This window comes from Desulfosarcina sp. (assembly GCF_041551955.1).
Classification (GTDB): Bacteria; Desulfobacterota; Desulfobacteria; order Desulfobacterales; family Desulfosarcinaceae; genus Desulfosarcina.
On record NZ_JBFELV010000006.1, the window covers coordinates 1 to 12,700 of the forward strand.

The window sequence follows — 12,700 nt, forward strand, 5'->3', positions numbered from 1 at the left end:
GGCCATCACCTCCATGACCGCCTGGTGAAACTCCCGCTGTCCGGGGTCCTTGTCCTTGACCAGTTGTAGAATGTCAGACATGGTGTCTCCTCCTTTTGTATATACTTGAGGTACGGCGTTCCGGGTTCGGGGTTCTGGTTTCTGGTCCCTGGTTTCTGGTCTCTGCTTTGAACTTGTCAGCTTATCAGCTTACCAGCTATGTTGTTCTGCGTTCCGGGCTCAGACGTTGCCCTTAACGATCACACACTGGGATCGCGGGTCACCATCCAAGGTTAAAAGCCTTTTATAGGCCGCAGGTCGCCTGTCCCGGAAAAGGCCCCACGCCGCACGCTCGGCGGCATAGGCCGTCAGGTCCAGCTCAGCCGTAATGACCCCCGTGGACTGTCGATCACTTTGGGCAAGCAGCGCGCCTTTGTTGTCCGTGATGAAGGATGACCCATAGAAGGTCAGGGTGGACCCGTCGATGGTTTCACTGCCGATGCGGTTAGAGGCGACAACCGGCATGATGTTGGCGGCGGCATGGCCCTGCATGCAGGTCTGCCAATGGGGCTGGCTGTCATAGGACGGATTCAGGGGTTCGGACCCGATGGCCGTGGGGTAGAGCAGCATCTCGGCGCCCATCAGCGCCATGGATCTGGCGGCTTCGGGAAACCACTGGTCCCAGCAAATGCCCACGCCGATGGTGGCGTAGCGTGTTCTCCAGACCTTGAATCCGGTGTCGCCCGGGCTGAAGTAGTATTTCTCTTCATAACCCGGGCCGTCGGGGATGTGGGTTTTGCGGTAGATCCCCAGAACGGTGCCGTCGGCATCGATCACCGCCAGGCTGTTGAAGAAGGATTGGCCTTTTTTCTCGAAAAAACTGATCGGCAACACGACTTGCAGCTCTGCTGCGATTGCTGAAAAGCGGTTGACAGCGAGGTTCTCCCCGAGAGGGGTGGCCAATGAGAAAAAATCGGGTTTTTCTACCTGGCAAAAGTACAGGGTCTCGAACAGCTCCTGAAGCAGGACGATCTTGGCTCCCCGGCCCGCTGCGGTTCGCACCAGTGTCTCTGCGGCTGAAAGGTTCTCCGCCGCACTGGGACTGCACGGCATCTGGGTTGCTGCCACTTTGATAATAGCCATGGTATCCTCTGCCATTGACGGTTTCGTAAAAAGCCCGATATCTGCGTTACGCTACATCCCTCGTCACTGCGGAGTACGGAAAGTACACCTCACTCCTCGGGATTCGCAAGCCTTGATCTCGGGCTTTTTACGAAACCGTCGAAAAAAACGCGACTTCATATGACCCTATCAACGTTGGCGATTCTTTAAACACCCGATATCTGCGATTTACCGGCTGCGGTACTCACCCATGGGGATCTGTTGGGTGATGCAGTGGATGTTCCCGCCCCCGAGAAGGATCTCCCGACTTTGGACGCCAACCACCTGGCGATCCGGAAAAAGCCGGACGAGCAGGTCCATGGCCGTCCGGTCATGGGCGTCGTCGAAAAGCGGCATGACGATACCGCCGTTGGCGATATAAAAATTGACATAGGAGGCAGCCAGGCGGTCACCGGCCAGGCGTGGCTTGGCCGTCTCGCCGGCGTCCAGACCCTCGCATTCCGCTGCGGAGATCGCCATCGGATCGGGCTGATGGATCTTGTGGACAACCAGCGGCCGTCCACGTGCGTCCGTTGCGGCGGAAAGCGTCTCCAGGGCCTGCCTGGATATCTCGTACTGGGGATCGTCGGGATCATCGGTCCAGGTGAGCAGCACTTCCCCGGGCTTTACAAAACAACATAGGTTGTCCACATGGCCGTCGGTCTCGTCCATGACCACGCCTTGATCCAGCCAGACCACTTTGTGCACATTCAGGTAGGCCTTCAACAAGGCCTCGATCTGTTCCTGGGCCAGATGGGGATTGCGGTTGCGGTTGAGCAGGCATTCCCGCGTGGTGATCAGGGTGCCTTGGCCGTCCGCGTGAAACGAACCGCCTTCCATGACCAGGGGCGCCCGGTAGCGGTCGGCCCCTTCGATCTCGAGAACCTTTGCGGCAACCAGGCTGTCCCGATCCCAGGGGAAGTAGAGGCCGCCGTCCAGCCCTCCCCAGGCGTTGAACCGCCAGTCGACACCACGGATGGTCCCACGGTTGTCCACCACCACGGTCGGGCCAACATCGCGCATCCAGGCATCGTTGGACGAGATCTCCACCACGCGGACGGATTCGGGCAGCGCGTGGCGGGCATTTTCCCATTGGCCGCGGCTGGCGCCGACCGTCACCGGTTCGAAGGCGGAGATGGCCCCGGCCACCTTGATGAAGGCGGCCTGGGCGGGTTTGGCGCCCATTCGCCAGGTGTCCCCCCGCTCGGGCCACAGCATCCAGCAGCCCTTGTGGGGTTCGAACTCAGCGGGCATGCGAAAGCCGTCCGCCTGCGGCGTACTGTCGAGGGTTTTTGACATATGGGTCAGCCTACCTAAACCACAAATAACAAATTGCAAAAAACAAATTCCAAACAAATTTCAAATTAAAATCTCAAAATCTCAAACTCGAATAAGATACAAGCCAAAAGTTGTTTGCCAACATCTATATTTTTAACTGTCTTTAGGAATGGTTTGACGAAAATCCTTATCGCTTTAGCGAATTGGAATGCACTCTCTTCACGATCATGCGGTTTAGACTTTTGGTCATTGTTATTTATTTGTCATTTGGTTTTTGGCTGTTGTGATTTATCCTAACGATGATCAGCCACCGACACCGTACCATTGACCGGGGCATCCGTCTCCCCTTTTTTAAACCACCCCATCCATTTAACCACGGGCATGGGGTTGCCGTCGATGTCCACCAGCGGCTTGGGGGCATCCGCTTTTTGCGTGGCCAGGGAGACCACCACCATGAAGGCGATGGATCCGACGAGGGCCCAGACCGAGCTGATGTAGAGCGAATCCCACATGGCCCAGTCAAAATAGATGCCGGTCTCGGCGCCATTCAGGCCCAAGTCCGTATTGGCTTCCTTGGTCATGGGCAGGTAGATGAAGTAAGAGGTGATCCAGACGGCCAGGCCGCCCCAGAAGGATGCGATGGCGCCGTAGTTGTTGGCTTTTTTCCAGAAATAGGCCGCCGCGTAGGGCACGAAGAGGCTCACCAGCAACAGGGACCAGGCGATCACCATCAGGTTGTAGATCACCTGGAAGTACAGGGCCAGCATCAGTGAGACGAAGGTGACGATGGGGACCATGATCTTGGTCATCTTCAGCGTCTGGTGCTCGTCTGCACCGGGGTTGAAATACTTGTAGCCGTTGTAGCCGATGATCGACGAGGCGGCCAGGATGGCGCTGTCCGACGAGCTCATCAGGGCCGCCACCAGGGCGCTGACGAAAAGGACGGCAAAGAAGGGGCTCAAGTGCTCCACGGCCATGAGCAGCAAGATCTTGTTCAGGGCGTCGTCGATGCTCAGATCCGGGTTGACCCTAAAATAGATCATGCCGATGATCACGGGCATCATGCCGACGGTGACGTAGAGCAGGCCGGCCAGATAGCTGGAATAGGAGGCGGTCTTCTCATCCTTGGCCGACAGCACCCGCTGCATGAGGTCCTGGGCCGGGATGCTGCCGAAACCGATGGCCAGCCAGGCGGCCAGCCAATAGAACCAGCCGACATAGCCGGTGTAGTACATGAAGCCGGCGTTCTCCATCTCCGGGTTGGCCGCCGCTTCCGGTGTGGGGATAAAGGACCATTGGTTGATGCCCATCATGTTGGTGGGCTCGTTGGAGAAGATGGCTTCCCAGCCGCCGGCCAGGGGTATGGCGACGTAGAGCATGATGGCCATGCCGACCATGAGAATGATCATCTGGAAGACATCGGTGAGGGTGACGGCCCACATGCCGCCCAGGTAGGTGTAGACCACCAGGATGAAGGTGGAGATGGTGATTCCGGTCCACAGCGGAATGCCGCTGAAATAGTTGATGATGGTGCCGAAAGCCACCAACTGGGCGCCGACCCATCCCATTTCGGCAATGCTCAGGGAGGCGGTGGAAAACAGCCCCATGCTTTTTCCGTAGCGCAGTTCGAACAGGTCCACCAGGGTGATATAGCGGCCGCGGCGCATCAGGCGGGCGAAGAAGAAGCCGGTCAGCAGCAGGCATACGGCGGCGCCCCAGGGGTCGAAAATTACGCCCTGGTTGCCGAAGATGTAGGCGTTTCCGGCGCCCCCCATGCAGGTGCCGGACCCGAACCAGGTGGCAAACAGCGTCCCCGTGCAAAAAAAGATGCCCAGCCGCCGGCCGGCGACCACATAATCGGTGGTGGTGGTGATCTTCTTGGATGCGTACCATCCGATAAACAGCATCAGAACCATGTAGATGCCCAACCCAATCAGAACCCAGTTGCCATATTGGTACGAACCATCCATGCCGACCTCCTTTATGTAGTTAGAAAACAGTCAAATCGCATCAGCCATTCACGCCCGTAGGCGACCGCCATCGTTGCTTCAGGTGACCACCACCGGTCATCAGCCCAGATAACCGGCAGTGCGGGGCACGCGTACGGCGCCTTTCAGCACTTCAACGGCCAGGGCCCGGCGCTTTTCTTCCGGCTCACCCGTTTTGCTGCGTTGCTTCATCTGGTCCTTGCGGCACCCCAGGGATGTCTTGTCGGCTTCCTTGAAAACCAGGGCCCCGTAGTGGCACTCGGCCACACAGGCCGGCGCGCCGCCGCACAGGTCGCATTTGTAGGCGATGCCGGAGGCGTATTGCTCGATCATGCCGTAGGGGCAGGCGGAAACGCAGTCGCCGCAACCGTCGCACTTCTTGGCATCCACCACCACCACGCCACGCTCGCTCCTGAATATGGCACCGGTGGGGCAAGCTTCCATGCATGACGCCTTGGGGCATTGAAAACAGACACTAGGCACCGAGTACCCCTCGTGAGCCATATTGCTGACGTGAATCCGCGCCTTGGACGGCATGAACATTCCCTCCTTGACCGCTGAGCAGGCGTACACGCATCGGTTGCATCCGGTACATCGGTTGGGAATGGCCATCAGGTGTTTTTCCATTGGTTCCTCCATTATGCCGGTGATCCGCCGCATAAATATGCACGGCCCCGGTTGATTGCAGTGTTCGATTCAAGCCTGTTCAATCAGATCGGCCAGCCCCAGTTCGCGTAGTTTTGCCGCCTTGGGCCGCCCGGCTTCATCCCATCCCCGCTGGCGATAATAAAAACCCTTGAGCGCTTCCAGGATTTCGGGGCTGAGGGTCCGTCCTTCGTGGGGTCCATTTTCTAACGCCCGTTTGGTGAGTTTTTCGGAAAGGGTGTCATCGGCTGCGGTAAATCCCGCGGCCAGATTGAACATGCGCAACAGGTTCCAGACCCGTTCGCCGGCTCTGGCCAGGTCTGTGGCAGACACTTGGCGCCCCAAGCCGGCGGTCAGCAGTTCGGCCATGATCGTCGTATCCACCGATCCCCAGAAGTCGCAAAAACACATGGACCATTTGGCCCCGTTGACGTTCTGCATCGTCACCACATCCTTGGCTAAATCCTTCAGCTTGAAGGGGTCGTCGGCAAACAGGGGAAACGCCCGTAAATGGCAGGCGCCCCGTTCGCTGGTGGCATAGGCTAGGCCCATGCCGTAATTGCCGCGCGGGTCATAGGCCGGCATTTCCATTCCTTTGGAATGGGCCGCCTGGTCGGGTTGGCCGTATTTGTCGGCCAGCCGGGCCGCACCCAGAGAGAGATCGCGGCCCCGCTGGGTGGATTGGTTGGCCATCTCATCCAGGACCTGCAGGTAGGATGCGGCGTCACCGAAGGTCAGTCCCAGGTCGGCGGCACCCGATTCGGTCAGGGCCATGGCCAGGCCGATCACGTTGCCGGTGGACATGGTGTCCAACCCGAGGTCGTCACACGCGCGGTTGAAGCGCATGACCTGCTCCATGTCGTTGATGTCGCAGTTGGATCCGCCCAGGCAAAGGGTCTCGTATTCGGGCCCTTCGACCTGGACGCCGTTGACCGAGGTGAAGTTGCCGCATCCCAATGGACAGGTGGCGCAGGCCCGGTCGCCGATTCTGACGTCCGCCACGGCGTCGGCATCCAGCCGCCGGCGATGGGGGTTGACCCCCTGGGTGAAGTTGCGGGTGGGGTGTATGCCCATTTCGTTGGTTACATCCACCAGCATGGGTGTGCCCTGGTCCCTGGCCCACTGGTTGTCGATAGTCATCAGGTTGCCTTCTAAGTGCTCGGAGACCTTGCCCCAGAACTCTCCGATTTCGGCCACCTGGACGCCCCCGGTTCCCCTGACGGCGATGGCCTTGAGGTTTTTAGCGCCGAAGAGGGTGCCGACGCCGCCCCGGCCCATTTGCCGGTAGGATTCCGAACCGACGCAGGCGAAGGGGACTCCGTTCTCGCCGGCCGGTCCGATAGCCAGGCTCTTCATGCCGGGCCTCATCTCGTCTTCCAAGGTCCGTTCGGTTTCGAAGATGCCCTTACCCAAAAGAGATTTCGCCTCCTCCAGGGTGACCTCGTCGTCTTCAATTCTCAGCCACACCGGCCGGTCGGCCTTCCCGCTGATGACGATGCCGTCGTAGCCGGCAAATTTGAGTTCGGGCCCGAACGCACCCCCGATGTTGGATTCGAAGATTGTTCCGGTGTGGGGCGATTTGGAAACCACGCAGGTCCTGGACCCGGTGGGGGCCAGTGTCCCGGCCATGGGGCCGGTCATGACGACAACGGTGTTGTCGGGTGACAGGGGGGCGACCGTGGGGTCGACGGATTCGGTGTAATATTTGGCGCCCAGGCCCCAGCCGCCGATATATTTTCTGGCCCATTCGTCATTCAGCGGTTCGGCGGTCACCTTGCCGGCGGAAAGGTCCACATGCAGCATGCGGCCGGCATACAGGTTGCTTACCTTTTTGCGCTGGGGCAGGTCGATGGATTTGAACACATCCTCCAGGCGGGTCAAAACTTCGTCCAATGTCTCCTGGGGAATGGTCAGGGCCGGTTCGAAACGGATGTTCTTGGCATTGGTCAGCGTTCCGGCGGTCAATACCCCGCGAGAGAAGAGCCCAGAGGCCACCTTGTAGCCGATGCCGTCCGTCGGGAACTCCATGCCCAGCAACAGCCCCAAGCCCCGCGCCTTGGCCAGCACGCCGGGATAGCGCGCCTTGAGCACGCCGAGCTGTTTGAGTACGTATTCCCCCTTGGTCTTGGCCTGTCCGGCCAGGTCCTCCTCGATCAGCACGGTGATGGCCGCCAGGGCCGACGCACAGGCCAGCGGATTGCCGCCGGTGGTGGTGGTGTGCATGAAGGGGTTGGGTTCCATGCAGGACCAGATCTCGGGTGTGGAGAAAAAGGCACTCATGGGCACCACGCCGCCCCCCAGGGCCTTTCCGAAGCACATGATATCCGGCGTCACGTCCCAGTGATCGACGCCGAAAATCTCTCCGGTGCGGCCGAAACCGGTCTGAACCTCGTCGGCGATCAGCAGCACGCCGTAGTGGTTGCACACCTGGCGCACCCGGGGTAGGAAATCGTCCGGCGGAACGATGGCGCCGGCTTCACCCTGGATCGGTTCGACGACCACGGCGGCGATGTCCTGGCCGACGGCCTTGGCCGCTGCCAACATGCGTTCCACGGCATCGGCATCCCCGAAGGGCACATGCTGTACCCCGTCCAGCAGCGGCAGCAGGGGTTTGCGGAAGACTTTTTTGCCGATGAGCGACAAGGCGCCCAGGGTTTTGCCGTGAAATCCCTTGAGCATGGCGATGAACCCCTTTTTGCCGGTATACAGCTTGGCCAGCTTCATGGCCCCTTCCACCGCCTCGGTACCGGAGTTGGCGAAAAAACCGTATTGAATTTTTCCCGGTGTCAGCAGGGCCAGCACATGACCCAGTTCAGCCCTGAGCGGATCCAAGAGTTCCTGGCTGTATTGGGGTGAGCGGTCCAGCTGGGCCTTGACCGCTGCAATGATTTTGGGGTGCCGGATGCCGTACGAGTAAAGGCCGAACCCGCCCAGGATGTCCAGAAACTCGCGCCCCAGGGCATCCACCAGCACCGATCCCTGACCGGTCCACTCCGTGTAGGCAAAATTGCCGGACTCGGTTACCGATTTGCGGTATTCCAAAAATCCCTTGTTGATGTGATCGCGGAAATTGCGAACCGTTTTCCTGGCGATCTCCTGACGCACCTCGAGCGGCGTCTGGTCCGGAGGGGTCAGGATGGTATCCACCATCTTACGCGCCTCGGCATAGGCCGACTGAATGTCTCTTCCCTGGTAGTCGCTTTTGAAATGCTCGTCGTAGTCTCGCATTCGATGCTCCTTGGTTAAAATGGTTCGACCGCCGAAACGGCCGGCGTTCGGTGACCGGATGGGTGACCGGTTGTTGAAATACTATTAATTGAACGTTCGTTTAATATTTTTCATGCTAACGGAATAAATAGGCGCAACCAAGATCAAACGTCTTGATTTTAAAATTCGCCGTTTTTCAGTGCCCGCACCAGGGTTTTCTGGGCCGTCTGGGCAAAATGTTCGAACGCCTTGCCGCTGGCCAGGAATTGGTTGTGGATTTCCAGGCCCTCCATCAGGGTGACAACGTAGTCGGCGGCTTTGGTTGCGTCCTTGACCTGGATGACCCCCTTATCGTTGAAGTCGGTCAGCTGTTCAGCGAGGTAGTCGCGCAGCCATTTGAACATCACCCGGAATCGCTCCAGGATCTTCTCGTTTCTCAAGCTCAGGTAATAGAATCCGAAATGGACGCTCGGATCTACGGTCCGGCTCCATTTGAAAGAGAAGAGCATGCTGATTAATGCATGGAAGCGCTCTTCGTCATCCTCGATATGATCGAAGTCGATCATGGCGGGGGATTCGTATTTTTCGATCAGCAGATCGACCAGTTCCAGCTTCAGATTTTCCTTGTTTTTAAAGTAGTGGATGATCAGGCTGGGATGGATGCCGATTCTTTCGGCGATCTTGCCGATCGAGGCCCCTTCGAGCCCCTCCTGGATGAGCACCTGATAATAGCTTTCGAGAATATCCGGTTTTCTGAGAGAGGCACTTTGGTTTTTTCGCATGGTCGTCGAAAATATTTTTAACTGCATATTCAATTAATTTTTATCGAAAACGAATCCGATATTTCGTCAGGTTACAGAGGCAAATCCCGTACCATCGAATCGTTTGGGCGTCAATTATATGTTCATATCAGTGTTATCACGCCGAATTGATGATCGGTGAGATGAGGAAAAGCTGAATGGAACAATGCAATATTGCATTATATGATGCATATTCGCATAATGGCGAGGGGGCAGAAATGCTACTTCGTGAGGGTGCGCTTCAATTTTCTGGCGATGGTCGACTGGTCGATGCCCAAGACCCGAGCTGCTTTGGCTTGGGTGCCATGATTTTCAAGGGCCTGGAGAATAAGCTGCCGTTCGATGGCGGCCATGGTTTGGGGCAGCGTTTCGTCCGCTTTCATCATGTCCATCGTGCATGCATGCTGGGCTTTAATTCGTGCGGTAATGGAGGCGGGCAGGTCGTCCATACCGATTCGAGGAGAGTCTGCCAGGACTACCAGGCGTTCGCAGATGTTCATCAGTTCTCTTACGTTGCCCGGGTAGTGGTAGGATAACAGGGCGTCCATTGCCCTGCGGCTCAGCCTGGGCGGGATGGCATTCTTCAGTCTGGTACTGAAGTGTGCGATGAAATGCTGAATCAACGGGAGTTTGCATGACTCGCGTTCCCGAAGGGGCGGAACGGTTATGGGGATCACATTCAGTCGATAATACAGGTCCAGCCGAAATAAACCCTGCTCGACCATCTGTTCCAGGTCCCGGTGGGTTGCACAAATGGCTCGGACATCCATGGTTTTCGGCACGGTGCCGCCGACCCGGGTTACCTTGCCGTCCTCCAGAAAACGCAGCAATTTAACCTGGGATGCAATAGGCAACTCGGCCACCTCGTCAAGAAAGAGAATGCCCCCGTCGGCCAGCTCAAAGTAGCCGGGTTTGCCCTGGTCCGTCGCACCGGTAAAGGCGCCCTTTTCGTAGCCGAACAATTCGCTCTCGACCAAAGATTCGGGGATCGCTCCGCAATTGACGTGAATCATCGGCCGATCGGCTCGTTCAGAATATTTGTGGATCAGATTGGCAATCACGCCTTTGCCGCTGCCCGATTCCCCCTGGATCAAAACCGTCGAGTCTACCTGGCTGACCTTGCGGGCCTGTCCGAAGGCACGGACGATATTGGTGCTGCGGGCGATAATCTGCCCCGATGTCAGTTCGGCGATCTGCATTTCCTGCATGTGCCGCTGGATCCGGTCGTTCTTCTCCAGCTGGGTTTCAAGTTTTTCGCGCAGGGCATCGATTTCGGTGATGTCCCGCTCATTGGTCACCACCCGAATCAGGTCGCCTTTGGAGTTGAACACCGGATTGCCGGTCAGCATCAATTTTCGGCCTGAACGTGTCTGTTGGAGGACGTTTTCCCGGTGACGGGTCTTCAATACTTTCAGCGTGACCGAGATATCGATATAGCCTTCGTCGACGAGTTCTTTGATATTGCGTCCGACCACATCGGCGGCGCGCACCATGTTGAGCCGTTCGGAAGCCGCATTGATCCGCAGGATGGTGCCGTTGGCGTCGCTGATCCATAATCCGTCGTCGCTCGAAGCGATAATGGCATCGAGTTCCCGGTTCAACTCCTGGTAGGAGAGCATCTTGCGGGTGGTTTTCTCAAGTTCCGTTCGGTCTTCGAGAACGCAGAGAGCGCCGATGAAGGTATCCTTGAAGTTCATCGGCGCCAAGCGGGCCAGATAGGAAATCTTTTCGGTCTGGACCGGTAGCCCCTTGAGGTTGATCTGTTGCTCGAGAACTTTACGGGCATGGGGCCAGAAGTCGGGAAGCGTGTTGGGAAGGAGGCTGCCCGGAAAAAGACCCAGTGACAATTGAACCCGGCGGTTGGAGATGACTACCGTGCCTGAAGGATCGAGGACGAATATTGCATTTTCGGAAGCGTCCAGCAGTGATCTGGCAAACTGACGCCAGTTGCGGTCCACCTGGTCGTCCACCCGGGTAGAAAAAAAGAGTGAGCCTATTGCGGGCACTTGCTCATTCGCGTTGGCGCCAAGGGTTTTCATGCCCTATGTATAGTGGTAAAAACCCATTTATGCAATATTGCATTTTTTGATCCGTGCTTTTGTGGGCAACCCTATCCGGTTTGATCGATGCAAAAGGTCTTTTCGCTGCATGCTGCTGTATTCATATCCATTTTTTTCTGATCGCCATCCGTTAAACAGAGTGGTATGGCTTTTGCTCCTACCATCGTATGATGCACCCAGCGCATCGTTGGCTACATCCTGTTCATTTTGACCCATCATTTCATAAAAAGGAGTCGAAACAATGCCAGGCCGAAATCAAGAACTGCTCGAAAAACGCAACCAGCATGTTCCCCAGGGCCCCTTCAACACCACCCCTGCATTTATCAAGGAGGCCCACGGGGCGGTCATGGTGGACGTCGACGGCCGCGAACTGATCGATTTTGCCGGCGGCATCGGTGTGAACAATGTGGGGCACTGCCATCCCAAGGTGGTGGCAGCCATCCGGGACCAAGCCGGCAAATTCATTCACACCTGTTTTCACGTGGCTATGTACGAACCCTATGTGGAACTGGCCGAGCGACTCAACCAACTGGCACCGGGGGATTTTGCCAAAATGACCCTGTTTGCCAACAGTGGCGCCGAAGCGGTGGAAAACGCAGTTAAGGTGGCACGTTACGCCACCAAACGACCTGCGGTCATCTGTTTTGAGAACGCCTTTCATGGCCGTACGCTCCTGAGCATGACCCTGACCAGCAAGGTCAAACCCTACAAGTTCGGATACGGACCCTATGCGCCTGAAGTCTACCGCATGCCCTTCGCCTATTGTTACCGCTGCCCCTTCGGATCGACCTATCCGGCCTGCGGGACGGCCTGTGCCGACTACCTGGAGGAATTTTTCATCAGCCACGTGGCTGCGGAACAGACGGCGGCCGTGATCGCTGAACCCATCCAAGGGGAGGGCGGTTTCGTTACCCCGCCCCCCGAGTATTTCCCGAAACTGAAAGCCATTTGCGAAAAGCATGGCATCGCCCTGATTCTAGATGAGGTGCAGAGCGGTGCCGGTCGAACCGGAAAATTCTTTGCCATCGACCATTGGGGCGTGACCCCCGATATCATCACCATGGCCAAGAGCTTTGCCGGCGGCATGCCGCTGTCCGCGGTGATCGGCCGTGCCGAAATGATGAACGCCTCCCATGTGGGGGGGCTGGGCGGCACCTACGGCGGCAACCCTGTCTCCTGCCGAGCGGCGCTGGCAGTCATGGAGGTCCTGCTCGAAGACGGTCTGATGGACCGGGCGGCATTATTGGGGGATACCCTGCAGACACGCTTTAGCGCCATGCAGGAACGCTACGAGATCATCGGTGAGGTCCGCGGCAAAGGTCCGATGCTGGCCATGGAACTGGTGGAGGACCGCGAATCCAAAAAACCGGCCACCGACAAGGCCAAGGCACTGGTGGGCCGCTGTTTTGAAAAGGGGCTGGTATTGCTTTCCTGCGGTAATTTCGGCAACGTCATCCGCACCTTGATGCCGCTGGTGATCACGGATGAACAGCTGGACAAGGGGCTGTCGATTTTAGAGGAAAGCCTCGAAGAGATTTCTTAGAATCCTACCCCAAAAGGCATCTGGCGGCCCAGGCCGATG

At 57.5% G+C, this 12,700-nt stretch carries 8 protein-coding genes; 1 reads left to right on the forward strand and 7 read right to left on the reverse strand.

The annotated features are described in order from the left end of the window. Positions 1-219 precede the first annotated feature (219 nt). From aguB to ABYV26_RS01125, 7 genes are all read right to left on the reverse strand, one after another. The gene (aguB, locus tag ABYV26_RS01095; RefSeq protein WP_372677345.1) at positions 220-1,122 is read right to left on the reverse strand and encodes an N-carbamoylputrescine amidase; all 903 of its coding nucleotides are present in this window, start codon (positions 1,120-1,122) and stop codon (positions 220-222) included. A gap of 207 nt (positions 1,123-1,329) precedes the next feature. After that, positions 1,330-2,439, reverse strand: coding sequence for an agmatine deiminase (gene aguA / locus ABYV26_RS01100; RefSeq protein WP_372677347.1), 1,110 nt, complete (start codon positions 2,437-2,439; stop codon positions 1,330-1,332). A gap of 272 nt (positions 2,440-2,711) precedes the next feature. Continuing rightward, positions 2,712-4,388 carry a sodium:solute symporter family protein gene (locus tag ABYV26_RS01105; protein ID WP_372677349.1) on the reverse strand — a complete coding sequence of 559 codons (1,677 nt, stop codon included), beginning with the start codon at positions 4,386-4,388 and terminating at the stop codon, positions 2,712-2,714. Between the two features lie 99 nt (positions 4,389-4,487). Beyond that, positions 4,488-5,033: a 4Fe-4S dicluster domain-containing protein gene (locus ABYV26_RS01110; RefSeq protein WP_372677351.1), complete on the reverse strand. Its 546-nt coding sequence runs from the start codon at positions 5,031-5,033 to the stop codon at positions 4,488-4,490. 69 nt (positions 5,034-5,102) lie between these two features. Then, the gene (locus ABYV26_RS01115; RefSeq protein ID WP_372677353.1) at positions 5,103-8,279 is read right to left on the reverse strand and encodes a putrescine aminotransferase; all 3,177 of its coding nucleotides are present in this window, start codon (positions 8,277-8,279) and stop codon (positions 5,103-5,105) included. Positions 8,280-8,437: 158 nt separating this feature from the next. Continuing rightward, the gene (locus tag ABYV26_RS01120) at positions 8,438-9,040 is read right to left on the reverse strand and encodes a TetR/AcrR family transcriptional regulator (RefSeq protein WP_372677355.1); all 603 of its coding nucleotides are present in this window, start codon (positions 9,038-9,040) and stop codon (positions 8,438-8,440) included. A 239-nt stretch (positions 9,041-9,279) separates the two neighbouring features. After that, positions 9,280-11,064 carry a sigma 54-interacting transcriptional regulator gene (locus ABYV26_RS01125; protein ID WP_372677357.1) on the reverse strand — a complete coding sequence of 595 codons (1,785 nt, stop codon included), beginning with the start codon at positions 11,062-11,064 and terminating at the stop codon, positions 9,280-9,282. 295 nt (positions 11,065-11,359) lie between these two features. Here ABYV26_RS01125 and gabT point away from each other — a divergent pair, with 295 nt between their 5' ends. Then, positions 11,360-12,661 carry a 4-aminobutyrate--2-oxoglutarate transaminase gene (gene gabT / locus ABYV26_RS01130; RefSeq protein ID WP_372677359.1) on the forward strand — a complete coding sequence of 434 codons (1,302 nt, stop codon included), beginning with the start codon at positions 11,360-11,362 and terminating at the stop codon, positions 12,659-12,661. Positions 12,662-12,700: the final 39 nt, after the last annotated feature.

Coding starts and splice junctions, on each gene's coding strand:
- aguB (WP_372677345.1), bottom strand. CDS start 1,122: ATGGCTATTATCAAAGTGGCAGCAACCCAGATGCCGTGCAGTCCCAGT.
- aguA (WP_372677347.1), bottom strand. CDS start 2,439: ATGTCAAAAACCCTCGACAGTACGCCGCAGGCGGACGGCTTTCGCATG.
- ABYV26_RS01105 (WP_372677349.1), bottom strand. CDS start 4,388: ATGGATGGTTCGTACCAATATGGCAACTGGGTTCTGATTGGGTTGGGC.
- ABYV26_RS01110 (WP_372677351.1), bottom strand. CDS start 5,033: ATGGAAAAACACCTGATGGCCATTCCCAACCGATGTACCGGATGCAAC.
- ABYV26_RS01115 (WP_372677353.1), bottom strand. CDS start 8,279: ATGCGAGACTACGACGAGCATTTCAAAAGCGACTACCAGGGAAGAGAC.
- ABYV26_RS01120 (WP_372677355.1), bottom strand. CDS start 9,040: ATGCGAAAAAACCAAAGTGCCTCTCTCAGAAAACCGGATATTCTCGAA.
- gabT (WP_372677359.1), top strand. CDS start 11,360: ATGCCAGGCCGAAATCAAGAACTGCTCGAAAAACGCAACCAGCATGTT.